Annotated in this window: 23 protein-coding genes and 1 pseudogene; 7 read left to right on the top strand and 17 right to left on the bottom strand. The window is 64.0% G+C overall.

The features are described from left to right. Positions 1-155 precede the first annotated feature (155 nt). Both J2Z31_RS20260 and J2Z31_RS20265 read left to right on the top strand, forming a co-directional pair. Positions 156-449 carry a YggT family protein gene (locus J2Z31_RS20260; RefSeq protein WP_209603963.1) on the top strand — a complete coding sequence of 98 codons (294 nt, stop codon included), beginning with the start codon at positions 156-158 and terminating at the stop codon, positions 447-449. 42 nt (positions 450-491) lie between these two features. After that, positions 492-763, top strand: a pseudogene (locus J2Z31_RS20265) (DUF167 family protein). 42 nt (positions 764-805) lie between these two features. Here J2Z31_RS20265 and ppa read toward each other — a convergent pair. Next, positions 806-1,339: an inorganic diphosphatase gene (gene ppa / locus J2Z31_RS20270; RefSeq protein ID WP_209603965.1), complete on the bottom strand. Its 534-nt coding sequence runs from the start codon at positions 1,337-1,339 to the stop codon at positions 806-808. Between the two features lie 173 nt (positions 1,340-1,512). Further along, complete coding sequence (locus J2Z31_RS20275) at positions 1,513-2,019, bottom strand: GNAT family N-acetyltransferase (RefSeq protein ID WP_209603967.1); 507 nt, start codon at positions 2,017-2,019, stop codon at positions 1,513-1,515. A gap of 439 nt (positions 2,020-2,458) precedes the next feature. On the opposite strand from J2Z31_RS20275, the gene leuC reads away from it, so the two are divergent. Both leuC and J2Z31_RS20285 read left to right on the top strand, forming a co-directional pair. Then, positions 2,459-3,868, top strand: a complete 1,410-nt coding sequence (gene leuC / locus J2Z31_RS20280; protein WP_209603969.1) for a 3-isopropylmalate dehydratase large subunit — start codon at positions 2,459-2,461, stop codon at positions 3,866-3,868. Positions 3,869-4,145: 277 nt separating this feature from the next. Next, the gene (locus tag J2Z31_RS20285) at positions 4,146-4,673 is read left to right on the top strand and encodes a SixA phosphatase family protein (RefSeq protein ID WP_209603971.1); all 528 of its coding nucleotides are present in this window, start codon (positions 4,146-4,148) and stop codon (positions 4,671-4,673) included. A 4-nt stretch (positions 4,674-4,677) separates the two neighbouring features. Here J2Z31_RS20285 and J2Z31_RS20290 read toward each other — a convergent pair whose 3' ends face one another. Then, on the bottom strand, positions 4,678-5,223 hold the full coding sequence (locus J2Z31_RS20290; RefSeq protein ID WP_209603973.1) for a L,D-transpeptidase family protein: 546 nt from the start codon (positions 5,221-5,223) through the stop codon (positions 4,678-4,680). Between the two features lie 138 nt (positions 5,224-5,361). Between J2Z31_RS20290 and J2Z31_RS20295 the strand changes: the two genes are divergently transcribed. After that, positions 5,362-6,045, top strand: a complete 684-nt coding sequence (locus J2Z31_RS20295; RefSeq protein WP_209603975.1) for a response regulator transcription factor — start codon at positions 5,362-5,364, stop codon at positions 6,043-6,045. A 60-nt stretch (positions 6,046-6,105) separates the two neighbouring features. Further along, entirely contained in the window at positions 6,106-6,561 is a 456-nt protein-coding gene (locus J2Z31_RS20300) for a Crp/Fnr family transcriptional regulator (protein ID WP_209603977.1), read from the top strand. Positions 6,562-6,628: 67 nt separating this feature from the next. On the opposite strand, the gene J2Z31_RS20305 is transcribed toward J2Z31_RS20300, so the two are convergent. From J2Z31_RS20305 to tesB, 6 genes are all read right to left on the bottom strand, one after another. After that, complete coding sequence (locus tag J2Z31_RS20305; protein WP_209603979.1) at positions 6,629-7,435, bottom strand: exodeoxyribonuclease III; 807 nt, start codon at positions 7,433-7,435, stop codon at positions 6,629-6,631. Positions 7,436-7,682: 247 nt separating this feature from the next. Next, complete coding sequence (locus J2Z31_RS20310) at positions 7,683-8,345, bottom strand: outer membrane lipoprotein carrier protein LolA (RefSeq protein ID WP_209603981.1); 663 nt, start codon at positions 8,343-8,345, stop codon at positions 7,683-7,685. 114 nt (positions 8,346-8,459) lie between these two features. Further along, positions 8,460-11,111 (bottom strand): FtsK/SpoIIIE family DNA translocase, encoded by a 2,652-nt coding sequence (locus J2Z31_RS20315; RefSeq protein ID WP_209603983.1) that lies wholly within the window; start codon positions 11,109-11,111, stop codon positions 8,460-8,462. 303 nt (positions 11,112-11,414) lie between these two features. Then, entirely contained in the window at positions 11,415-12,782 is a 1,368-nt protein-coding gene (locus J2Z31_RS20320; RefSeq protein WP_209603984.1) for an ammonium transporter, read from the bottom strand. Between the two features lie 28 nt (positions 12,783-12,810). Continuing rightward, positions 12,811-13,149 (bottom strand): P-II family nitrogen regulator, encoded by a 339-nt coding sequence (locus J2Z31_RS20325; protein WP_209603986.1) that lies wholly within the window; start codon positions 13,147-13,149, stop codon positions 12,811-12,813. 238 nt (positions 13,150-13,387) lie between these two features. Beyond that, the gene (tesB, locus tag J2Z31_RS20330) at positions 13,388-14,308 is read right to left on the bottom strand and encodes an acyl-CoA thioesterase II (protein WP_209603988.1); all 921 of its coding nucleotides are present in this window, start codon (positions 14,306-14,308) and stop codon (positions 13,388-13,390) included. 86 nt (positions 14,309-14,394) lie between these two features. Here tesB and J2Z31_RS20335 point away from each other — a divergent pair, with 86 nt between their 5' ends. After that, positions 14,395-15,609, top strand: a complete 1,215-nt coding sequence (locus J2Z31_RS20335; RefSeq protein ID WP_209603990.1) for a ubiquinone biosynthesis hydroxylase — start codon at positions 14,395-14,397, stop codon at positions 15,607-15,609. A 264-nt stretch (positions 15,610-15,873) separates the two neighbouring features. On the opposite strand, the gene rlmH is transcribed toward J2Z31_RS20335, so the two are convergent. From rlmH to J2Z31_RS20375, 8 genes are all read right to left on the bottom strand, one after another. Then, on the bottom strand, positions 15,874-16,356 hold the full coding sequence (gene rlmH, locus J2Z31_RS20340) for a 23S rRNA (pseudouridine(1915)-N(3))-methyltransferase RlmH (RefSeq protein ID WP_209603992.1): 483 nt from the start codon (positions 16,354-16,356) through the stop codon (positions 15,874-15,876). A gap of 160 nt (positions 16,357-16,516) precedes the next feature. After that, entirely contained in the window at positions 16,517-16,963 is a 447-nt protein-coding gene (rsfS, locus tag J2Z31_RS20345; RefSeq protein ID WP_209603994.1) for a ribosome silencing factor, read from the bottom strand. A gap of 79 nt (positions 16,964-17,042) precedes the next feature. Continuing rightward, positions 17,043-17,609: a nicotinate-nucleotide adenylyltransferase gene (locus J2Z31_RS20350; RefSeq protein WP_234939561.1), complete on the bottom strand. Its 567-nt coding sequence runs from the start codon at positions 17,607-17,609 to the stop codon at positions 17,043-17,045. Between the two features lie 56 nt (positions 17,610-17,665). Further along, positions 17,666-18,949, bottom strand: a complete 1,284-nt coding sequence (locus J2Z31_RS20355) for a glutamate-5-semialdehyde dehydrogenase (RefSeq protein ID WP_209603998.1) — start codon at positions 18,947-18,949, stop codon at positions 17,666-17,668. After that, positions 18,942-20,132 (bottom strand): glutamate 5-kinase, encoded by a 1,191-nt coding sequence (gene proB / locus J2Z31_RS20360; protein ID WP_209604000.1) that lies wholly within the window; start codon positions 20,130-20,132, stop codon positions 18,942-18,944. The genes J2Z31_RS20355 and proB overlap by 8 nt, the downstream gene beginning before the upstream one ends. A 1-nt stretch (position 20,133) precedes the next feature. Beyond that, complete coding sequence (gene obgE / locus J2Z31_RS20365; RefSeq protein WP_209604002.1) at positions 20,134-21,144, bottom strand: GTPase ObgE; 1,011 nt, start codon at positions 21,142-21,144, stop codon at positions 20,134-20,136. A gap of 219 nt (positions 21,145-21,363) precedes the next feature. Continuing rightward, on the bottom strand, positions 21,364-21,942 hold the full coding sequence (locus J2Z31_RS20370; RefSeq protein ID WP_209604004.1) for a GNAT family N-acetyltransferase: 579 nt from the start codon (positions 21,940-21,942) through the stop codon (positions 21,364-21,366). After that, the gene (locus tag J2Z31_RS20375; RefSeq protein ID WP_209604006.1) at positions 21,939-22,586 is read right to left on the bottom strand and encodes a GNAT family N-acetyltransferase; all 648 of its coding nucleotides are present in this window, start codon (positions 22,584-22,586) and stop codon (positions 21,939-21,941) included. Before J2Z31_RS20375 ends, J2Z31_RS20370 begins: the two co-directional genes overlap by 4 nt. Positions 22,587-22,683 lie beyond the last annotated feature (97 nt).

Raw genomic sequence — 22,683 nt, forward strand, 5'->3', positions numbered from 1 at the left:
ATGTCGCAATGCCAATGGCAGTCGATTCTGACCGATCTGATGGGACAGAATCGACCGCCGTTGGCATTAAACATGATTGGGCGGCGCCAAGCGACGTACTTGCCCGTTTAGTTCCCAATGTCTACATGTCTGTCAACGACGAATTGGAGACCGGCATGCTCGCAGTCATCGCAACCTTGAATCTCATCATCAATATCGCCTGGTTCCTGATCATCGCATCGGCCATCTTCTCCTGGCTCTACGCCTTCAACGTGATCAATGTGAACAACCAGGCGATCAACATGATCGGCCGTTCGCTCTACCAGCTGACCGAACCCCTCTATCGCCCGATCCGTCGTTTCCTGCCTGACATGGGCGGCATCGATCTGTCGCCGCTGGTCGTCCTGGTGATCCTCTATTTCATCTGGTATTTCCTGAACACCACTGTCGCTTCGGCGCTGCTCGGATAAGTGGCCAAGGCCTTCACCGCTCTCGGCGATCATGCGCGCCTTATGGTGCGCCTGACGCCGAACGCAAGCCGCGACGCGATCGACGGCTTCGAGGCGGGCGCCGACGGCGAGGAGCATCTCAAGGTGCGGGTGCGCGCCGTGCCGGAGAAGGGCAAGGCGAACCAAGCCCTGGTCGCGCTCATCGCCAGGAATTCGGTGTGGCGAAGAACAGAATCTCGCTTGTTGCCGGCGACACGCAGCGCAAGAAAATCCTCCGGATCGAAGCCGACCCGGAGGAGATCGAAAAACGGCTCGCCGCGATTCGCGCGCGCTGAGGAAAAATGTGTGCGCGGCCTTCGTCGGCGACACTGACTTGGTTACTTTTTAGCCTTGGCGCGTTCAATCGCCTCGACGATCAGCTGCCGGGCGACGCTCGCATCCTTCCAGCCGAAGATCTTCACCCATTTGCCGGGCTCGAGGTCCTTATAGTGCTCGAAGAAGTGCTCGATCTGCTTGAGCGTGATTTCCGGCAGGTCGGTGTAGTCATGCACCTTGTCGTAGCGTTTGGTCAGGTGTCCGGACGGCACGGCAATGATCTTCTCGTCCTTGCCGGAATTGTCTTCCATCATCATCACCCCGATCGGGCGAACATTGATGACGCAGCCCGGCACCAGCGGGCGCGTGTTGCAGATCAAGACATCGATCGGATCGCCGTCGTCGGAAAGCGTGTGCGGCACGAAACCGTAATTGCCCGGATAGGTCATCGGCGTATAGAGGAAGCGGTCGACGACCAACGTGCCCGCTTCCTTGTCCATTTCATACTTGATCGGATGCCCGCCAACGGGGACTTCCACGATCACGTTGACATCTTCCGGTGGATTCTTCCCGATGGAAATCGCGTCGATCCGCATGAGCACCTCCAGGCCAATTTGAAAAATCGCCCCGTCGGATAAAGGGAAACATGCCGCATTGCAACATGACTTTCGTCCGAGGGGTGGAATTGCCTAGGCAGTCCCCGCGGCCAAATAGAGGCAGGTCGGAAGTTTTCCCGCTCAACCTTTGAGGCTTGCTGCGCAGGGCACGCTCAGTTCCAGACGAAGCCGACCTTCTTCAGATGCTTTTCGCCGAAATCCTCCATGCCTTCTGCGACATCGTTGCCGCCGGCCGAGTGGAAGAATTGATAGGCCTGATCGCTCTCTTCGAGGCACCAGACGACGAGCCCCTCGCAACCGAGCGACCTCAAAAGGCTCCTGGCCTCGCGGAACAGGATGCGCCCGAGCCCCATGCCCTGGTATTCGGGGCGGAGATAGAGCTCGTAGATCTCGCCTTCCTGCGGCAGCGCCCGTGCGCGGCTCAAGCCGAGTGTCGCGTAGCCGGCTATCGTTCCGGCCACGTCGATGACGAGCAGCGTCGCCGGTCCGCGAGTCGCCTTTCGCCACCAGGTCTCATCGCGGCGGTTGACCATCCGGATTAACGGCCGGTGCGGGATCAGGCCGCCATAGGCCTGCAGCCAGGAGGCGCGATGCACAGAGGCAATCGCCGCCGCTTCATGCGGCTCTCCGGGCCTGACCTCGATCGAAACAGTCTTCATGACCTGACTCTAACCACACGACAGGGTGAACCGGAATCCCGGCACAAGCTCACGCGGTGTTAACCCACAAGCAACTTTAACGGCGTCCATCAGAAGGTTAACGTCTTTTTAACTTTGTTCGCAAGCTGGCCACGAGAGGCACACACAGCAAATATCCGGATCATTGTCCGGCCGACTGGTGAGCGCGCCAGGGCGGCGCGGTACGATCTCGCCAATTGCGGAGCCCTTGAAAAATTGATATGAGCAGCGGCCATGGAATCCAAATTCGGATGTCGCGAACAGAAGATCGTCGTGCTGCAGGACCATAAGCGTCTGCCGGCCCGCTTCTTCGCGCGCGTTTGCGGCGCGCTTACGAGCCGCCTATCCTGATCGCTCGATCAGTGCCGTTTCCGGCCGCCCGCCGGCTTTCCCGTATGGACAATTCGATGGATATTTCGCCATGAGCGCACCGCGTACCCTTTATGACAAGATCTGGGACGATCACCTCGTAAACCAGCAGGAGGACGGCACCTGTCTTCTCTACATCGACCGTCACCTCGTGCACGAGGTGACGAGTCCGCAGGCCTTCGAGGGGCTCAGGATGGCCGGCCGCAAGGTACGGGCGCCGGAAAAGACGCTCGCCGTCGTCGACCACAACGTGCCGACCTCGCCGGATCGCCACCTCGGCATCAAGAACGAGGAGAGCCGCATCCAGGTCGAGGCGCTCGCCAGGAACGCCGCCGATTTCGGCGTGGAATATTATTCGGAGAACGACAAGCGCCAGGGCATCGTCCACATCGTCGGCCCCGAGCAGGGCTTCACGCTGCCGGGCATGACGATCGTCTGCGGTGACAGCCACACTTCGACGCATGGCGCCTTCGGCGCGCTGGCGCACGGCATCGGTACCTCGGAAGTCGAGCATGTTCTGGCGACGCAAACGCTGATCCAGAAGAAGGCGAAGAACATGCTGGTGCGAGTCGATGGCCAGTTACCTCCGGGCGTCACCGCCAAGGACATCATCCTTGCCATCATCGGTGAGATCGGCACGGCCGGCGGCACCGGCCACGTCATCGAGTTTGCCGGCGAGGCGATCCGGTCGCTCTCGATGGAAGGGCGCATGACCGTCTGCAACATGACGATCGAAGGCGGCGCCCGCGCCGGCCTGATCGCGCCGGACGAGACCACTTTTGCCTATATCAAGGACCGGCCGCGCGCCCCCAAGGGCAAGGCCTGGGACATGGCGCTCGATTATTGGAAGACGCTCAACACGGACGAGGGCGCCCATTACGACCGCGTCGTCGTGCTCGACGCCGCCAACCTGCCGCCGATCGTCTCCTGGGGGTCGTCCCCGGAAGACGTCGTTTCGGTCCAAGGCGTGGTTCCGAACCCCGACGAAATTGGGGACGAAACGAAACGCGCTTCGAAGTGGCGTGCCCTCGACTATATGGGCCTGAAGCCGGGCACGAAAATCACCGACATCGCCATCGACCGCGTCTTCATCGGCTCCTGCACCAATGGCCGCATCGAGGACCTGCGTGCCGTCGCCAAGGTCGTCGAGGGCCGCAAGGTCGCCCCGACCGTCTCGGCGATGATCGTGCCGGGCTCCGGTCTCGTGAAGGAGCAGGCGGAAGCGGAGGGCCTCGACAAGATCTTCAAGGAGGCTGGCTTCGACTGGCGCGAGCCCGGCTGCTCCATGTGCCTGGCGATGAACGACGACCGGCTGAAGCCGGGCGAGCGCTGCGCCTCGACCTCGAACCGCAACTTCGAAGGCCGCCAGGGCTTCAAGGGACGTACGCACCTGGTCTCGCCCGCCATGGCCGCCGCGGCTGCGGTCGCAGGCCACTTCGTCGACATCCGCGAGTGGAAATAGGCGGATTAGGCCTTTCCCGCTCCGGGGTGCCCTCCAGGCGTTCAGGTTTGACCCCTCCCCACAAGGGGGTGGGGCTTTCCGTGCTGCGCCGCTCCGTCCATTCTTCACCACTGCCCCGGCCTCACCGGCCCCGAGGATAGAAGGAAGGCGCCGCGGGTGCCGTATCCTTCCCGCTTGTGGAAAGGGGTAGTCCAGTCTCTTCCTGCTTCTCGGGAGACAAGCGGCGCTGACGGTGCGACAATGGTCGGGTTCCCTTGGTCATAGACGAAGAACTGCCATGGCCGACAAACCGACAAAGCGCCTGATGCTGCTCCGCCACGCCAAATCGGCATGGCCGGAAGGCATTGCCGATCATCGTCGGCCGCTTGCCGGGCGCGGACGCAAGGCGGCGCCGATCATCGGCGCCTACATGGCCGAACACGGGCTCGTTCCGGACCTCGCACTGGTTTCGACGGCGCGACGCGCCCAGGAAACCTGGGAGCTCGTCGCCAAGGCCCTGCCGGCAAGCGTCGAAGTCCGCGATGCCGTCGGCATCTACGAGGTCGCCGCTCCCGCCATCCTCAATGTCATACGCGGCGTGGAGCCGTCCGTGCACGACCTTATGCTCGTCGGGCACAATCCGGGGATGGCGGAACTGGCGCTGCTGTTGGCCGGAAGCGGCGAGGACCTGCCGCGTCTTCGTGAGAAATTCCCAACGGCCGGGCTTGCCGTCATCGAACTCGACGTCGAGCAATGGGCGGATGTCGCCGCCGGCAAGGGCCGTCTCGCCCGCTTCGTCACGCCGCGAATGCTCACGGCCAAGTGAGGCGTCAGACGACCTTCACCACCATTCCCGGACGCATGTGCCGGATCATCCGTCTCATCGTGGGCAGGCTGACGGCAATGCAGCCTTGCGTCGGCTCGTAGCCTGGGCGGATGAGGTGGAAGAAGATCGCGGAGCCCGCCTGGCGGCGCCTTGAAGAGATGTTCCAGTCCATGACGAGGCAGACGTCGTAGAGCCCGTCGTCGCGCATCATGCTCTCGTGGCTTGCGGCGAAGGGTGCATTGACCGGGCGATTGTAGCAGGCGTGGCTCGGGGCGTCGCACCAGAGCATGCCGCGGCGGATCGCCTTCATCGGCAACGCGGACGGCGGCAGGAGCACGCGGTCGCGACGCAAATAGCCGCCGATCAGCTTCATCGTCCCGTGTGGCGTCGCCCCGTCGCCTTCCCGCTTCAGGATGCTGATGCCGCTTCGCCCGATCGCCGCCTCCACAGTTCTGCCGCCGAACTGCACAAGAGCCCGTTTGCGGTCTCGCGGGGCGGCCCTTACGACGATGGAATCCGATCTTACTCCCGACTTTTTCTTGCGCTTCATTCTCACAGATAATTGCCTTGCCGTGATCTCACCGCGACCATAAGCACGATGGTCTATATGGGCCTCAACCGCCCGTAGCGCTTGCCAATAGCGGCATATGAGATAGTTTTGATTCAGGAAGCAAACAGGAATTGCCCCATGGCGACCCGCACCATCCTCCTTGTCGACGATGACCATGACCTGCGTGAGACGCTGATAGAACAGCTTTCTCTCTACGAGGAGTTTGAGCTTCTGCAGGAGGCGACCGCCGGGAAGGGCATCCAGACGGCGCGCGCCCGCCAGGTGGATCTTCTCATCATGGATGTCGGCTTGCCGGACATGGACGGGCGCGAGGCGGTGAAGCTTCTGCGCAAGGGCGGGTTCAAGGCACCGATCATCATGCTCACTGGGCATGACACCGACTCCGACACGATCCTCGGGCTCGAGGCCGGCGCCAACGATTATGTCTCCAAGCCCTTCCGCTTCGCCGTGCTGCTTGCCCGCATCCGCGCCCAGCTTCGCCAGCACGAGCAGAGCGAGGATGCCACTTTCAGCGTCGGCCCCTATACGTTCAAGCCGAGCCAGAAGCTGCTCACCATGGAGAACGGCCAGAAGATCCGGCTGACCGAAAAGGAAGCGGCGATCATCCGCTATCTCTACCGCGCCGATCAGAAGGTCGTCACCCGCGACGTGCTGCTCGAGGAAGTCTGGGGCTACAATTCCGGCGTGACGACCCACACGCTGGAGACGCATGTCTACCGACTGCGCCAGAAAATCGAGCGTGACCCTTCCAATGCCGAGATTTTGGTGACAGAGAACGGCGGTTACAAGATCGTCCCCTAGAGCGGGAATTCGGGAAAACGCGTTCCCGGACCGCAATTTGATTAGCCGGAGTATGCCCGCTTGGCGCTCAATGACGACATTGCGCTTCTGTCCGACATCGCGCTCTTTGCCGACATCGGCGAGGACAAGCTGCGCCTGATCGCCTTCGGCGCCGAGCGCCGCCGGGTCGCCAAGGGCCATGAGCTTTTCCGCGAAGGCGCGCCTGCCGACTGCGCCTATGCGGTCGCTTCCGGTCGCTTTTCGCTGACGAAGGCGGATTTCGACGGAAAACCGCAGCCGATCGGGATCGCCGGTCTCGGTGCGCTGCTCTCGGAACTGGCGCTGATCTCCATGGTGGAACGCAAGTTCACGGCAACCGCCGAAGAGGACAGCGAAGTGATCCGTATCAACCGGCCGCTCTTCCGCCGCATGCTGGAGGAATATCCGGAGGTCACCGTGCTCGTCGAAGCCCGCATCCGCGACAATCTCCAGGCGATGATCCGCCGTGTCGAGGCGCTCGCCGGTCGTTTTGCGTAAGTGAGCGCCAGTAGGATTTGCCCCGCTCCTCGGGTTAAACTCGAGGAGAGAGGCAAATCCGAAGGCCTCAAAGCTCGAAGCGCGCGATCACCGGTACGTGGTCCGACGGGCGATCCCAGGCGCGGGCTTCTCTCAGGATATCGACGCGCGTGAGCTGCCGCGCGAGGTCGGCGGAAGACCAGATGTGATCGAGCCGGCGGCCGCGGTCGGCGGCTGCCCAATCCTTCGCCCGATAGCTCCACCAGGTATAGAGCTTTTCCGGCACCGGTGTGTGCTGGCGCATGAGGTCGACCCAGGCACCTCCAGCCATCACCGCGGTCAGCCCCTCGGTTTCGATCGGCGTATGGCTGACGATATTCAGCAGCTGCTTGTGTGACCAGACGTCGTGCTCGAGCGGCGCGATGTTGAGGTCTCCGACAAGGACCGACGACATGCCCGCTTCGGCCTCGGCATGCAGCAGCTTCATCTCCTCGACGAAATCGAGCTTGTGGCCGAACTTCGGGTTGATCGTGCGGTCCGGCTCGTCGCCGCCGGCCGGGACATAGAAATTGTGCAACCGGATTCGTCGACCCCCGGCATCGAAGACGACGGACAGGTGGCGCGCGTCGCCGACGCCGCAATAATCCCGGCGATCGGTCAGTTCGGTCAGCGGCAAGCGCGATATGGTGGCGACGCCGTGATAGCCTTTCTGCCCGTGCATCTCGATATATCTGTAGCCGAGGTTCTTGAGCGGCGCCGAAGGGAACTGTTCGTTCGGGCACTTCGTCTCCTGCAGGCACAGGACGTCCGGCTGCCATTCTTCGAGGAAGCGCACCACCAGAGGCATGCGCAGGCGTACGGAGTTGATGTTCCACGTGGCGATGGAAAGGACCATTTTCGAACCTTGGAGCATTTTGCAGCCAGGTGGAATCACCTGACGTCGCATAAATGGGGCATAAACAAAGGGATAGAGCGGGCGTGCGAACGCATGTGAGCGCATTCCGCTCCAGGAAGATGCCGCCGGTCAGGGAGTCGCGTCCGGCAGCGCGGAAGCTTTTAACCAGCTCCGGCCGGTTTCGGCAAGCCACGAAAAAGGGCCGCCCGAAGGCGGCCCATCAATGCTGTGGTCAGAGCTGGCGTGATCAGCCGCCGCCCCTGTTGCGCACCTCGTCATAGGGAATGCGGAAGACCTTGTCGTCCAGTTGCAACCCGGTCCTGACGTTGAAGATCATCACCGAGGTGTCCTTCTTCTGCGCGTCGGTGATCGTCCATTGCCTGAGGTTGTAGGTCTTCGGGTCGAACATCATCGTGATCGTCGAATCGCCGAAGATCGAACGGTCGCCGAGCACGATGGTGATGAGGTCGGACTCTTCCCGGACGGCGCGCACCATCCTGCTGCTGAGATCGATCCTTTCGCTGAGCAAGAGCTTCAGCGGCGTCTTCGACAAGGGATAGATGTCCCAGGTCTTGAGCTTCATATTGCCGATGACCACCGATCTGCCGTCGGCGATCACGCGCATCGGCGAAGGGGCCTCGTAATTGAAGCGGATACGCCCGGGCCGGCGGATATAGAACTTGCCGCCGGTCTGTTCGCCGCGCGGGCCGAACTGCACGAACTCTCCAGCCATCGTCTTCACCGACGAGAAATGATCGGCGATCTTCTGGGCGACGCTCGACGCCTGTGCCGAGGCGCGTGGCGTGTTTAGCAGCGTGCCGGCCGTTCCGGCGAAAGCCGCCAGACCGCAAACGAAGAGGCGCCGCGAGATGGGCCGAACTCCGATTTCGCCGGTTTTTGTCTCTGTCATCGCAGTCTCCTTCAATTAAGGATCATTTGGAGAGCAACTGGGGCGTCTTCAAGGCGTTGCCAGAACCCGCAATGCATCGTGATCAAATGATCGTTACCGGCACGCGACGCGGCGTCAGCGGCCGGAAATCTCCGCCTCCGTGGGTACGAGAATCTCACGCTTTCCGGCATGGTTCGCCGGTCCGATGATACCCTCCTGCTCCATGCGCTCGATCAGCGAGGCTGCCCGATTATAGCCGATGCCGAGGCGCCGTTGCACATAGGAGGTGGAAGCCTTGCCATCGCGCAGCACGATCGCCACGGCCTGGTCGTATGGATCCTCGGAATCGGCGAGATTGGAGGTTCCCGCCGGACCGCCCTCGCCGTCCTCGTCGTCGTCCGCGGTGATCGCATCGAGATACTGCGGCGTTCCCTGCGATTTCAGGTAGGAAACGACTTCCTCTACCTCCGTGTCTGACACGAAGGGGCCGTGCACGCGCTGGATGCGCCCGCCGCCGGCCATATAGAGCATGTCGCCCTGCCCCAGGAGCTGCTCGGCGCCCTGCTCGCCGAGGATGGTGCGGCTGTCGATCTTCGACGTCACCTGGAACGAGATGCGGGTCGGGAAGTTCGCCTTGATCGTGCCGGTAATGACGTCGACGGACGGGCGCTGCGTCGCCATGATCACGTGGATGCCGGCCGCACGGGCCATTTGCGCCAGCCGCTGCACGGCGCCTTCAATATCCTTGCCGGCGACCATCATCAGGTCGGCCATCTCGTCGATGATGACGACGATGTAAGGCATCGGCGAAAGGTCGAATTCCTCCGTCTCGTAGATCGCCTCCCCCGTCTGGCGGTCGAAGCCGGTCTGGACGGTGCGGGTGATCGCCTCGCCCTTCAAAAGCGCCTGCTCGACGCGGCTGTTGAAGCCGTCGATGTTGCGCACGCCGATCTTCGACATCTTCTTGTAGCGCTCCTCCATCTCGCGCACTGTCCATTTGAGCGCGACGACGGCCTTCTTCGGGTCCGTCACGACCGGCGAGAGCAGGTGCGGAATGCCGTCATAGACCGAGAGCTCCAGCATTTTCGGGTCGATCATGATCAGGCGGCATTGCTCCGGCGTAAGCCTATAGACGAGCGACAGGATCATCGTGTTGATCGCCACCGACTTGCCCGAGCCGGTGGTACCGGCGACAAGCAGGTGCGGCATCTTCGCGAGGTCGGCAATGACCGGCTCGCCGCCGATCGTCTTGCCGAGCGCCATGGCGAGCTTCGTCTTGGTCGTCTCGAAATCGCGCGAGCCGATCAGCTCACGCAGATAGACCATCTCGCGCCGCTGGTTGGGCAGTTCGATGCCGATGGCGTTGCGGCCCGGCACGACGGCGACGCGGGCGGCGATCGCGCTCATCGAACGGGCGATATCGTCGGCAAGGCCGATGACGCGGGACGACTTGATGCCGGGCGCGGGTTCGAGCTCGTAAAGCGTGACGACGGGCCCCGGTCGGACGTGGATGATCTCGCCCTTGACGCCGAAATCCTCGAGCACGCCCTCGAGCATGCGGGCGTTCTGCTCCAGCGCATCGGTCGAAAGCGAAGCATCGCGCGCGACATTTTTCGGCTCTGCGAGGAAATGGATCGGCGGAAGCACGAAATCGCCGTCGTCCTCGACGAAGGAGCGCTGCGCCTCGCGCTCGATGCGTTGGCCGCCCTTCGGTCGTGGCGGCGGCGCCGAGACCCTTGATGCGGGCCCAGCCATAGCGGGCCTCGCGGGTGCCGGCCGCGGCGCCCAGTCGGCGGCGACATCATCCTCGTCGTCGTCCGGCAGGATGCCGGCGGGGCGGCGCTCGTCGATGTCGAAGGGCGGCTCGTCGTCGACGGCGATCGAGGGCGGCGTGACGATGCGGCGCTCGGCGCGATCGAGCGACGGCTCGATCCGATCGGCCGACGAGAAGGCCTTCGGGCGAACCGGCTCGTTGAGCGTGCCGAACTCGTCGTCGTTGAAATCATAAGGCTCGTCCGGCCGTTTCGCCGAGCGGGAAGCGCTGATGCCAAAGGCTCGGCGCAGCCGGGCTTGCGCCGTGTAGCGCATATGGGCGAGCGATCCCATCAGCAGGGTCAGCGGACCCTCGTCTTCGTCGTCCTCGAGTTCGTCGCGGATGGTGCGCGCCTTGCTCGGGGCAGGTTCCGGTACCTGCTCCCCCTCGTCCTCTTCGCTGATGCCGATAAGCCCGGCACTGTAGACCAGGGCCCAGGCCGCCGAAGCGACGAACAGACAGGCAAGAATGGTCGCGAAGGTACCGGTCGGAAAGGCGCCGGTGAAAAGCGCCGGGAAGCGCAGGATCATGTCGCCGAAGACGCCGCCGAGGCCGTTCGGCAGCGGCCAGGTGATCGGCGCCGGCACGCAGCTGAGTGCGGCACTCGCAAGCACCGTGCCGAGGAACCAGGAGCCGAACCGCTTCAGGACCCTGTCGAAGGGCTTGTTGCCGATCAGCACGAAGGCCCAGGCGACGACCGGCAGCAAGGCGACGACGCTCGCCAGCCCGAAGAACTGCATGAAGATATCGGCGAAGGCGGCGCCGCCATAGCCGAGCAGGTTGGTCGGCTCCGCCGAGGTCGCATAGGAAAAGCTCGGGTCGGCAACGTTCCAGGTCGACAGGGCGGCAATGGCGAGCGCCAGCGCGCCGAGGAGGGCAAACCCCGCCAGCGACGCCAATTGGCGCCAGAGGAAGATGCTCAGCACGAACTGGTTGGAACGGCTGTCAAGCGCTGCGGTATTGCTTCTGCTCATATTGCCTGCTGCCCGTTTCGATCCGCCGGAGCGCCACGCGATTGTCGAATGGGAACGTCCGGTCGTTTGCCGTCGGAGCATGCCGCCGTCCGCTGGGATCGCGCGAGCGAGGATGCACCGGACACATTGCGTGCCATGGAAACAACCTAAGCTGAGCAGGGTTAATGCGACATTAACCATGAGCGTGTGCAGCGGCGGTCCACAAAAAAAGCCCGGATCGCGGGGAGCCGGGCCAAGGGCGATCCACGAAAGCGGACCGCGACGGGACTGTTGGCGACGCCGTTTGCCGGCGCCGCGATTCGCTTAGCTGATGTGGTAGGCGGCTTCGCCGTGGGAGGAGAGGTCGAGACCTTCGCGCTCCGCTTCGACCGTCACCCGCAGGCCGACGAGCGCGTCGACCACCTTGTAGAGGATCGCCGAGACCACGCCGCACCAGACGATCGTGATGACGACGGCGGTGAGCTGGGTCATGAACTGGCTGCCCATGGTGACGCCGTCGGCATAACCGATGCCGCCGAGCGATGCGGAGGCGAAGATGCCGGTTGCGAGCGCCCCGAAGAAGCCGCCGACCCCGTGCACGCCGAAGACGTCCGCCGTGTCGTCATAGCCGAACTTGTTCTTGATGACCGAGACGAAGAAGTAGCAGAGCGGCGAGACGGCGAGGCCCATGATGATGGCGCCCATCGGTCCGGCTATGCCGGCGGCCGGGGTGACGGCGACGAGACCGGCGATCATGCCGGAAGCGGCGCCGAGCATCGAGGCCTTGCCACGCGTGAGGGTTTCGACGACGCACCAGGAGAGCACTGCCGCGGCGGTCGCCAGGAAGGTGTTGACCGTCGCGAGAACCGCACCGCCGGAAGCTTCCAGGTTGGAGCCGGCATTGAAGCCGAACCAGCCGAACCACAGCATGGCCGCGCCGACGAGCGTCAGCGTCATCGAATGCGGTGCCATCATGTCGCGGCCGTAGCCGGTGCGCTTGCCGACCATGATCGCGCCGACGAGCCCGGCGATGCCGGCATTGATATGCACGACCGTGCCGCCGGCAAAGTCAAGCGCACCCATGCCGAACAGCAGACCGTTGGCGTCCCAGACCATGTGCGCGATCGGGAAGTAGACGAAGGTCGCCCAGAGGACGGCGAAGAGGATCGCTGCCGAGAACTTGATGCGCTCGGCAAAGGCGCCGACGATCAGCGCCGGGGTGAGGGCTGCGAAGGTCATCTGGAACAGCATGAAGATGTATTCCGGGATGACCACGCCCTCGCTGAAGGTGGCCGACGTGCTGTCGACCGTCACGCCTGCGAGGAAGAGCTTGGCAAAACCGCCGAAATAGGCGCTCTCCGAGCCGCCAAAGGCGAAGGAATAGCCGTAGACCACCCACACGATCATCATCGTGGCGCCGACGACGGTGCATTGCATGAGCACCGACAGCATGTTCTTGGCGCGCACCAGGCCGCCATAGAACAGCGCCAGGCCCGGGATCAGCATGAAGAGCACCAGCAGCGTCGAGATGAACATGAAGGTCGTGTCGGCCTTGTCGGGAACCGGCGTTGCTGCGGCTGCCTCGGCAGCGGCAGGCGCCGCCTCCTGGGCGAATGCAACGACCGGCGCAAGCAAGGCGGCAGCGGTTGCGCCCACGCGTCGAAGAGAGGTGGAAAGGTTGAATGACGACATCGAAGAAAGCTCCCTGCTCGGCGTGGTTTTACAACGCTTCTGAATCGGTTTCGCCGGTGCGGATGCGCACGGCGTGGTCAATCGAATAGACGAAGATCTTGCCGTCACCGATCTGACCCGTCTTGGCGGCCGAGGCGATCGCCTCCACGGCCTTGTCGACGATCTCCGTCGGGACCGCGACCTCGACTTTCAGCTTCGGCAGGAAGCTCACGGCATACTCGGTGCCGCGGTAGATTTCGGTGTGCCCCTTCTGGCGGCCGTAGCCCTTCACTTCGGTTACGGTCAAACCCTGAATGCCAACGGCGGTGAGGGCTTCGCGAACCTCATCGAGCTTGAACGGCTTGATAATGGCCATCACAATTTTCATCAGTTCCCATCCTTGTCTGCCTCCGGCGGGAGGCCGTCTCTCCTGGCTGCTTTAAGCGCTGAGGCGCCGGGCAACTGGGAAACCACATTCAAGGGGCGTGCCAGATTCGATGAAGCGGCCTGAAATGCCGGAAAAACACGAAAAAACCGCATTTCACGGCGCGTTCCCCGCAGAATGCTAAAAAAGACGTCAGTTATTCAGCCTAAAAAATATGCAAAAATTCAGAATTGCGCATTTTTTATTCAATTGCCTTTTTACGAATCAATCCCTCCTGCGCCACGGAGGCAATCAGCGCGCCCGAGCGATCGTAAAGGCAGCCGCGAGTCATGCCGCGCGCACCGTGCGCGTTCGGGCTGTCCTGGGCGTAAAGCAGCCAATCGTCCATCCTGGACGGGCGGTGAAACCACATGGCGTGATCGAGGCTCGCGACCTGCAGGGACCGGTCGAACACGGAGGTGCCGTGGGCGTAGAGGGAGGTGTCGAGCAGCGTCATGTCGGAGAGGTAGGCAAGGACGGCCGCCTGCAGATGCCGTTCGTCCGGCACCGAGCCGACCGCCTTGACCCAGACGTTCTGCGTCGGAAGCGCCCCATCCCGCAGGATCCTTTCGCGCGAAGCCTCGTCACGCGAGAAATACTGCTCCAGCGACACCGGCCGAATCTCGATCGGCCGCGGCCGTTCCCAGTAGCGGCGGATCGCCTCCGGCGCGTGAACGAGGAACTTCTCCTTGAGCTCCCGTTCGCCTGGCAAGGTCTCCGGCATCGGCACGTCCGGCATCCGGACCTGATGATCGAAACCGCCCTCGTCATATTGGAAGGAGGCCGACATCGCGAAGATCGCGTTGCCGTGCTGGATCGCCACCACGCGCCGCGTCGCGAAGCTCGAGCCGTCGCGGATGCGGTCGACCTCGTAGATGATCGGAACGGAAGGGTCGCCGGGCCGCATGAAATAGGCGTGCAGCGAATGGACATAACGCCCTTCGTCGACGGTGCGCTGGGCGGCGACCAGCGCCTGGCCGATCACCTGCCCGCCGAACACCCGCTGCCAGCCGACTTGCGGGCTCAATCCGCGGAACAGGTTTTCCTCGAGCTTCTCGAGATCGAGGATCGCGAGCAGCGCGTCCATGGGAGTGAGGGTTGCGGTCTCGGTAGGGCGCGACATTTTCGGCGGTCTCCGACGGTAGGAACGGCGATGGCATTGATCTATATAGGCGAAAGATGATGCTCAAGTGCGACGGGGTGACAGCAATGATCGATGTATTGATTGCCGGCGGCGGTTATGTCGGCCTGTCGCTTGCGGTATCGCTGAAGAAAGCCGCACCCCATCTCGACGTGCGCGTCGTCGACGGCGCGCCGGAAGATGCCTGGAAGCGGGACGAGCGCGCCTCGGCGGTGGCGCTCGCGGCGGAACGGATGCTCGATGTCCTCGGCGTCTGGAACGCCATCAAGCCCGAGGCCGAGCCGATCCTCAGGATGGTGATCACCGATTCGAAGGCGGCCGACCCGGTGCGCCCGGTCTTCCTGACCTTCGAAGGCGACGGCGGCGAAGGGCGGCCCTTCGCCCACATGGTGCCGAACACCGCGCTGGTCGGAGCGCTGCGCGAAGCCTGCGGCGAACTCGGCATTCCGATCCGCCAGTCGACGATGGTCGAGCGTTTCGCGAGCGGCGATCACGCCGTCAGCATATCGCTGGCCGACGGCGAGGAGGTCGAAGCGCGGCTGCTCGTCGCCTGTGACGGGGTACGCTCGAAGCTCAGGGAGGCGGCCGGAATCAAGGTGGTCGAGTTTGATTACGGCCAATCCGGCATCGTCACGACGGTCGAGCACGAGCGCCCGCATAACGGCACGGCGGAAGAGCATTTCCTGCCGGCCGGCCCCTTCGCCACCCTGCCGCTCAAGAACAATCGCTCGTCGCTCGTCTGGACCGAAAATGCGGTCGACGCCGAACGCCTGGTCAAGGGCGACGACTTTCTCTTCGAGGTTGAACTGGAGCGCCGCTTCGGCCACAAGCTCGGCCATCTCAAGGTGGTCGGCGGCCGCAGGGCCTTTCCGCTCGGCCTGACGCTCGCGCGCGAATTCGTCGCGCCCCGTTTCGCGCTTGCCGGCGACGCCGCCCACGGCATCCACCCGATCTCCGGCCAGGGGCTCAATCTCGGTTTCAAGGACGTGGCGGCACTCGCCGAAACGATCGTCGAGGCCGACCGCCTCGGGCTCGACATCGGCTCGCTCGCGGTCTTGGAGCGCTACCAGACCTGGCGCCGTTTCGACACGTTCCGCATGGGCGTGACGACGGACTTGCTCAACCGGCTGTTCTCCAACGACATCACGCCGGTCCGGATCGCCCGCGACATTGGCCTCGGCCTCGTCGATCGCCTGCCGCCGCTCAAGAACTTCTTCATCCGCCAGGCAGCCGGCGTTGCCTCCCGCGGGGATCCGCGCCTGCTGGCGGGCGAGCCGATCTAAGTTGATGAGCGCACTTGCGGTCGGTTGTGCCCGGTAAGGCCCTCCTCCGCCTCATTCCTGTGCTCGTCACAGGAATCCAGCCAGCCCAAGTCCTTGGGCTGAAAAACGCTCTTCCGCGCCGCAGACGCGGCGCTGCTGGATCCCTGTGACAAGCACAGGGATGACGGTGAAGAGAGCATCCGCCGGCCTTAGGAACGCACAAAGGACGCAGTAAGTCTATGAATCTACGCACGTGCTTTCCGAAAATCGGTTCCGTTTTTCGGGCTAGGCGCGGTGATAGGGGTGGCCGGATAGAATGGTCACCGCCCGATAGAGCTGCTCGGCGATCAGGATGCGCACCAGCTGGTGCGGCCAGGTCATCTTGCCGAGGTTGAGCACGGCATCGGCACGGGCATGCAGGTCGGGGTCGAGACCGTCCGCCCCGCCGATCGCAATCATCAGATCGCGTTTTCCGCCATCGCGGAAGGTGCCGAGCAGGGTCGCAAACGCCTCCGAATCGATCGCCTTGCCGCGCTCGTCCAAGAGCACGAGCAGGCTGCCGTCGGCAAGCGCCTTGTCGAGCTGGGCCGCTTCCTCGCGCTTGCGCGTTTCGGCATTCGCCGCCCGGCTCTCGTTGATTTCGACGACGCGCGCCAGCTCGAGGCCAACGGCCGGTCCGGCCTTGGCGAAACGGTCGAGATAGCGGCCCGCGAGATCCTTTTCCGGCCCCGCCTTCAGGCGGCCGACTGCGAAAAGTCCGATACGCATGACCCGCTTTGTCCCCACCGGCGCCCGATCGAAACCGTATTTCGACCGGCAAATAACCACTCTGCTGCCATCGGCCCTCGGGCAATGGCAGCGGCATTTCAAATCGGCACCGGTCGTCGCTCCGCCCTGAGGCTAACGGGTCAGGTACGGGCGGCGTGTCTCAGTGCAGGGTGCTCTCCTCGATCTCCGGGGCGGCCCACATCTTCTCGATGTTGTAGAACTCCCGGATCTCGGGCCGGAAAATGTGAATGATCACATCGCCGGTGTCGATCAGCACCCAGTCACCACCCTCGAGGCCTTCGACACGGGGGTTGCCAAATCCCTCGTCCTTCAGGTCCGTCGTCAGGTGGTCGGCAATCGCCATCACATGCCTGTTCGATCGCCCGGAGACGACGACCATGAAGTCTCCCAGCGCCGACTTTCCGGCAATGTTGATGGTAACTATGTCTTCTGCCTTCGAGTCCTCTAGGCTTTCGAGGACCAGCGTGAGCGCACGGACAGCGGCTTCGTCGCTCGATTCCGTGCTGCGCGGGAATGCGGAGATCGCATATCCCTTGGCGTGTGCTGTTGTCAGGGTCTTTCCTTTCCAAATGAACAGAACAAGCACTTATCGGTTCGTGATTCTCTTCGAACCGTAAGTGAATGTAGGCATCAAACCCGTACAGTTTCAAGACGGTCGGAAGGATTCAATCCGATTTGGCCGAGCGCAGCGCCGTCGAGCTCAAGGGCGAGCGCGGCCCGTGGATGAAGGTCCAGGCCGGCGCCCGGCGGCGGGCGAGCGTCAAGGCGTCGTCCTCGTCGATGCGCGCATGGCTGAAAGCCCGCGCCATCGGCGACGAGAGATAGGCAAGAGTCGAGCCCGGCCGGTCGACAACGGCGATCGGAAAGGTGCGGACGATCAGCCGCCAGTCCTGCCAGCGGTGGAAGCTTTTCAGATTGTCGGCCCCCATCACCCAGACGAAACAGACGCCGCGATTGCGGGCACGGACGAATTCCAGCGTGCGGGCCGTATAGCTCTGGCCGAGCGCCTGCTCGAAGGCGGTCACCTTGATGCGCGGGTTCTCGGCGATCTTCTCGCTCTCGGCAATGCGCTCGGCAAGCGGCGCCAGGTGGTTCCTGTCCTTCAGCGGATTGCCGGGCGTCACCATCCACCAGAGCTGGTCGAGCCCGAGCCTTCTGAGCGCCGTCTCGGCAACCAGCGCGTGGCCCTCATGCGGCGGATTGAACGAGCCGCCGAACAGGCCGACGGCCATGCCGCGCTCGACATGCGGCATGCGCAGATAGTCCGGCCTCACTTCGGCAGCCGTCGTCAGGGCCGCACCTGTCCCGTGCCGCGGACGCGGTATTTGAACGAGGTCAGCTGCTCGACGCCGACGGGACCGCGCGCATGCATCTTGCCGGTGGCAATGCCGATCTCGCCGCCCATGCCGAACTCGCCGCCGTCGGCAAATTGCGTCGAGGCATTGTGCAGGAGGATCGCCGAATCGATCTCCGAGAAGAAGCGCTCGACGACCGCCGGATCCTCGGCGATCACCGCCTCCGTGTGGGCCGAAGACCATTGGTTGATGTGCGCGATGGCGCCGGAAATGCCGTCGACCAGTTTCGCCGAGATGATCGCGTCGAGATATTCAGTCGCCCAGTCCTCGTCGCTCGCGGCTTTCAGCCCGGGCCGGAGATCGCGAAGCTCCTCCGACACGCGCACCTCGCAGCCGGCCTCGAGCAGCGCCTCGATGAGCGGCCTTGACAAGCTATCGGCGGCATTCTTGTCGATCAGCAGCGTCTCGGCGGCGCCGCAAATGCCGGTGCGGCGCATCTTGGCGTTGACGACGATCTTTTTCGCCATGTCGAGATCGGCGGAGGCATCGACATAGATATGGCAGAGGCCTTCGAGATGGGCGAAGACCGGCACCCGCGCCTCGCTCTGCACCCGGGCGACGAGGCTTTTTCCGCCGCGCGGCACGATGACGTCGATCGCGCCGCTAAGGCCGGTGAGCATGGCGCCGACGGCGGCACGGTCGGCAACCGGCACCATCTGGATCGCGTCTTCCGGCAGGCCCGCGGCCTTCAGGCCCTCGACGAGGCAGCCATGGATCGCCCGCGAGGAATGGAAGCTGTCCGAGCCGCCGCGGAGGATCACCGCATTGCCGGCCTTCAGGCAGAGCGCGCCGGCATCCGCCGTCACATTCGGGCGGCTCTCATAGATGACGCCGATGACGCCGAGCGGCGTGCGCACGCGCTCGATATGCAGCCCGTTCGGACGGTCCCATTCGGCGATCACCGCGCCGACCGGATCCTTGAATTCGGCGATCGCGCGGATGCCGTCCGCCATGTCGCGAATCCGTGCTTCGGTCAGCGTCAGCCGGTCGATGAAGGATTTGGCGACGCCGGTCTTTTCGGCGTTTTCGAGGTCGATCGCATTGGCGGCAAGGATTTCGCCGCTCTTCGCAAGGATCCGCTCCGCCATGGCGATCAGCGCCGCATGCTTGCGCTCGGCGCTCACGACCGCGAGCGGGCGGGCGGCAGCCTTCGCACGCCGACCGATCTCCAGCATGATCGCGGCGACGTTGTCGCCGTTCTTCGCCGTCTCAAGCATGGAGCTTGCCCTTTCCCTCATCTTCCCCGGCTCTTGCATCTTCGGTCCGCTTGCCGGCCGGGGCCGTCATCACCATGTCGTCGCGGTGCACCATGGCGGCGCGGCCGGCATAGCCGAGGATGACGCCGATCTCCGCCGATTTCTTGCCGGCGATCTGCCGCGCCTCGTCCGCGTCGTAGCCGGCGAGCCCGCGGGCGATCTCGCGGCCGGTTGCTCCGACGATCGCGATCGTGTCGCCGCGGCTGAAACTGCCCGTCACCTGGCGGACGCCGGCCGGCAGCAGGCTCTTGCCCGAGCGGAGCGCCGCCTCCGCCCCCGCGTCGATCGTCACCGAACCGGCCGGCAGCAATTGCCCGGCGATCCAGGTCTTGCGCGCCGTGACCGGCGAGCCGGACGGCGCGAACCAGGAGGAGCGTGCGCCCGCCTCGATCGCCTTAAGCGGATGCTCCGGCTTGCCGGAGGCGATGATCATCGCGCAGCCGGAAGTCGTGGCGATCTTGCCGGCATCGATCTTGGTGCGCATGCCGCCGCGCGAAAGCTCCGACGCCGCACCGCCCGCCATCGCCTCGATCTCCGGGGTGATCTCGGCGATCGTCTCCAGGAAGCGGGCCTCCGGATCGAGATGCGGCGGCGCCGTATAGAGGCCGTCGATGTCGGACAAGAGCACCAGCAGGTCGGCGCCGACCATGGTCGCGACGCGGGCGGCGAGCCGGTCGTTGTCGCCGTAGCGGATCTCGGTGGTCGCGACCGTGTCGTTCTCGTTGATGATCGGCACGGAGCCGAGCTTCAGCAGCTGGTTGATGGTGGCGCGCGCATTGAGATAGCGGCGGCGCTCCTCCGTATCGCCGAGCGTCAGCAGGATCTGGCCGGCAATGATCTGATCGCTCGAGAGGCTCTCGGACCAGGCGCGGGCGAGCGCGATCTGGCCGACGGCGGCGGCCGCCTGGCTTTCCTCGAGCTTCAAGACGCCAGCCGGCAGGTTGAGGACCGTGCGGCCAAGCGCGATCGCGCCCGACGAGACGACCAGCACCTCGACGCCCTTCGACTTGAGCGCCGCGATATCGGCGCACATGGCGTCGAGCCAGGTCTTTTTCAGCCCGCTCTTGCGCTCGACGAGCAGCGCCGAGCCGATCTTGATGACGATCCGGCGGTATTTTTCGAGCGGTTTGCGCGTGGCGGCCATGTCAGGCTTGCTCCTCGCCGGCCTTGGCCGCGGCAATGACGCCGCGCAGCGCCCGGAGCGCCTCGGTCATGCCCTTGTTGGTGACGGCCGAAAGCAGCAGCGGCGGCGCGCCGCAGGCCTTCGCCAGCGCCTTCGACTTCGCCTTCAGCGCCTCCTCGTCGAGCACGTCGATCTGCGACAGCGCGACGATCTGCGGCTTCTCCTCGAGCCCGCCGCCATAGGCTTCGAGCTCGTGCTTCACCGTCTTGTACGCCTTGGCGACATCCTCTTCCTGCGCGGAGACGAGATGCAGGAGCACGCGGGTGCGCTCGACATGGCCCAAGAAGCGGTCGCCGATGCCGACGCCTTCATGCGCGCCTTCGATCAGCCCCGGAATGTCGGCAATGATGAATTCCTGCCCGTCGACGGTGGCGACGCCGAGATTGGGGTGGAGCGTGGTGAAGGGATAATTGGCGATCTTCGGCCGGGCGCGGGTGCAGGCCGCGAGGAAGGTCGATTTGCCGGCATTGGGCAGGCCGACGAGGCCGGCATCGGCAATCAGCTTCAGCCGCAGCCAGAGCGTCTTCTCCTCGCCCTCGAGGCCGGGATTGGCCCAGCTCGGCGCCTGGTTGGTGGAGGACCTGAAATGGGCATTGCCGAAGCCGCCATTGCCGCCGGCGGCGAGTCGATAGCGCTGGCCCTCCTCGACCATGTCGACGATCAGCGTCTCGTTGTCCTCTTCGAAGATCTGCGTTCCGACCGGCACCTTCAGCGTCACGTCCGAACCCTTCGCCCCTGTGCGGTTGCGGCCCATGCCGTGCGTGCCGGTCTTCGCCTTGAAATGCTGCTGGTAGCGGAAGTCGATCAGCGTGTTGAGGCCGTTCACCGCCTCCACCCAGACATCGCCGCCGCGGCCGCCGTCGCCGCCGTCCGGACCGCCGAACTCGATGAATTTCTCGCGGCGGAAGGAAACGGCGCCCGCGCCGCCATCCCCGGACCGGATATAGACTTTTGCTTCATCGAGAAATTTCATCGCTTCGCCATTCTAAATGTCGCGTTCGCCGCCTTCGATATAGGCGCTTCCGGCTAAGGTCAAAGATTATCGCGCAAAGAGAACCCCGCCAAATGGGCCTACAGCGCCGCGCGTCTTATCAGACGCGCAAAGGTCGCTGTAACACTTTGAACTGCTGCATGTCTTTTACCTTAAATCGAGATCGATTTAAGGAGACATGCAGTGGCGGGGTCCTTCTGTTTAGTTCGGCCGCTTGAGGTCCTCGGCCGTCAGCCGGGTTTCGATGTGCGCGACCATCGCATTGCGGGCGCGTGCGAACACCTGACTGCAGCCGGTGATCTTGAAGCCGAGCTTCTCCTGCACCTTGAGCGAGGCCGGGTTGTCGGCGAAGACGCCCGAATGGAGCGTCGCCTCCGGCATGCGGCGGAAGAAGCGCTCGACCGCCGCGTAGACCGCCTCGGACATGATGCCCCTGCCCCAGTAGAAGCGGTTGAGCCAATAGCCGACATGCCATTCGCCGCGAAGAAGCTCGATGCCGACGCAGCCGATATGGACGTCGTCGCCGGAAGTGATCGCCAGCGCCCAATCCGGCCGGGCCGCCTGGCGGTTCAGCCAGTCGAGCGCGTCCTGCTGGTGATAGGGCGCCGGCACCCGCATGAGCATGCGCGCGACCTTGAAATCGGCAAGCGACTCGGCGATCGCCGGCGCATCGGTGAGCCGGTGCGGCCGCAGCGTCAGCCGCTTCGTCTCGATGACCGGGCAAGGGCCGGGATCGGGGCGCACGACGAGGCGCGCGTGGTCCTGGACGAGCGCGTTCATCGGACACCTCCCCAGCTTCTCAGCGACACCCAGGTCTTGCGGTCGAGCCGGTACCATTCGACGGCCATCATGCCGCCGAGCGCGAGGCTCCCGACCATGCCGGAGCCCTGGAACTGGAAGCCGCACTTCTGGATGACCCGGCGCGAGGCGACGTTCGTGACCCGGCAGCGCGCATCGATCTGGTCGATGTCGCGGGTGCGGAAGGCCATGTCGGTCAAGACCTGCGCCGCCTCCGTCGCATAGCCCTGGTTCCAGTAGGGCTCGCCCAGCCAGTAGCCGAGCTCGACCGTCCTGCCGTCCTCATGCGGCTCGATCCCGCAGCAGCCGAGGAAGGCGCCATTGTCCGCCTTGGTGATCGCGTAGACGCACTTGCCGATCGTGCCGTGACCAGTCGTGGCGGCTTTTGCGCGTCGCACGAAATCGGCCGCGTCCACCGTGGTGTACGGGTGCGGCATGCGCGAGACCATGGTGGCGATGTTGGCGTTGTTGGCAAGATGGGCAAGGGCGTCGATATCGTCTTCATGCGGGGCGCGCAGAACGAGCCGGGGTGATAACAATATCGGGCAGTCGGTCCTTGACCTTTGCGGCCTCAGCCTTTGTTCGGGAGACCGGGATTGGTCTTCCCTCATGAGCTCGGTTTGCATGGTTCGTCCTCCAGACATGCGAAAAGGGGAGTTGGGTATTGCCCCATCTCCCCTTTGAAGTCTGGCTTCGGAACCTTTCGGGCGCTTCAGCCGGGTC

The organism is Sinorhizobium kostiense, assembly GCF_017874595.1.
GTDB classification, from domain to species: Bacteria; Pseudomonadota; Alphaproteobacteria; order Rhizobiales; family Rhizobiaceae; genus Sinorhizobium; species Sinorhizobium kostiense.

Coding starts and splice junctions, on each gene's coding strand:
- J2Z31_RS20310 (WP_209603981.1), bottom strand. CDS start 8,345: ATGACAGAGACAAAAACCGGCGAAATCGGAGTTCGGCCCATCTCGCGG.
- J2Z31_RS20290 (WP_209603973.1), bottom strand. CDS start 5,223: ATGAAGCGCAAGAAAAAGTCGGGAGTAAGATCGGATTCCATCGTCGTA.
- J2Z31_RS20375 (WP_209604006.1), bottom strand. CDS start 22,586: ATGCAAACCGAGCTCATGAGGGAAGACCAATCCCGGTCTCCCGAACAA.
- J2Z31_RS20370 (WP_209604004.1), bottom strand. CDS start 21,942: ATGAACGCGCTCGTCCAGGACCACGCGCGCCTCGTCGTGCGCCCCGAT.
- J2Z31_RS20320 (WP_209603984.1), bottom strand. CDS start 12,782: ATGTCGTCATTCAACCTTTCCACCTCTCTTCGACGCGTGGGCGCAACC.
- J2Z31_RS20335 (WP_209603990.1), top strand. CDS start 14,395: ATGATCGATGTATTGATTGCCGGCGGCGGTTATGTCGGCCTGTCGCTT.
- tesB (WP_209603988.1), bottom strand. CDS start 14,308: ATGTCGCGCCCTACCGAGACCGCAACCCTCACTCCCATGGACGCGCTG.
- obgE (WP_209604002.1), bottom strand. CDS start 21,144: ATGAAATTTCTCGATGAAGCAAAAGTCTATATCCGGTCCGGGGATGGC.
- J2Z31_RS20275 (WP_209603967.1), bottom strand. CDS start 2,019: ATGAAGACTGTTTCGATCGAGGTCAGGCCCGGAGAGCCGCATGAAGCG.
- leuC (WP_209603969.1), top strand. CDS start 2,459: ATGAGCGCACCGCGTACCCTTTATGACAAGATCTGGGACGATCACCTC.
- J2Z31_RS20350 (WP_234939561.1), bottom strand. CDS start 17,609: ATGGCCGTCGGCCTGTTCGGCGGCTCGTTCAATCCGCCGCATGAGGGC.
- J2Z31_RS20295 (WP_209603975.1), top strand. CDS start 5,362: ATGGCGACCCGCACCATCCTCCTTGTCGACGATGACCATGACCTGCGT.
- proB (WP_209604000.1), bottom strand. CDS start 20,132: ATGGCCGCCACGCGCAAACCGCTCGAAAAATACCGCCGGATCGTCATC.
- rlmH (WP_209603992.1), bottom strand. CDS start 16,356: ATGCGTATCGGACTTTTCGCAGTCGGCCGCCTGAAGGCGGGGCCGGAA.
- J2Z31_RS20260 (WP_209603963.1), top strand. CDS start 156: ATGCTCGCAGTCATCGCAACCTTGAATCTCATCATCAATATCGCCTGG.
- J2Z31_RS20355 (WP_209603998.1), bottom strand. CDS start 18,949: ATGCTTGAGACGGCGAAGAACGGCGACAACGTCGCCGCGATCATGCTG.
- ppa (WP_209603965.1), bottom strand. CDS start 1,339: ATGCGGATCGACGCGATTTCCATCGGGAAGAATCCACCGGAAGATGTC.
- J2Z31_RS20325 (WP_209603986.1), bottom strand. CDS start 13,149: ATGAAAATTGTGATGGCCATTATCAAGCCGTTCAAGCTCGATGAGGTT.
- J2Z31_RS20285 (WP_209603971.1), top strand. CDS start 4,146: ATGGCCGACAAACCGACAAAGCGCCTGATGCTGCTCCGCCACGCCAAA.
- J2Z31_RS20315 (WP_209603983.1), bottom strand. CDS start 11,111: ATGAGCAGAAGCAATACCGCAGCGCTTGACAGCCGTTCCAACCAGTTC.
- J2Z31_RS20305 (WP_209603979.1), bottom strand. CDS start 7,435: ATGGTCCTTTCCATCGCCACGTGGAACATCAACTCCGTACGCCTGCGC.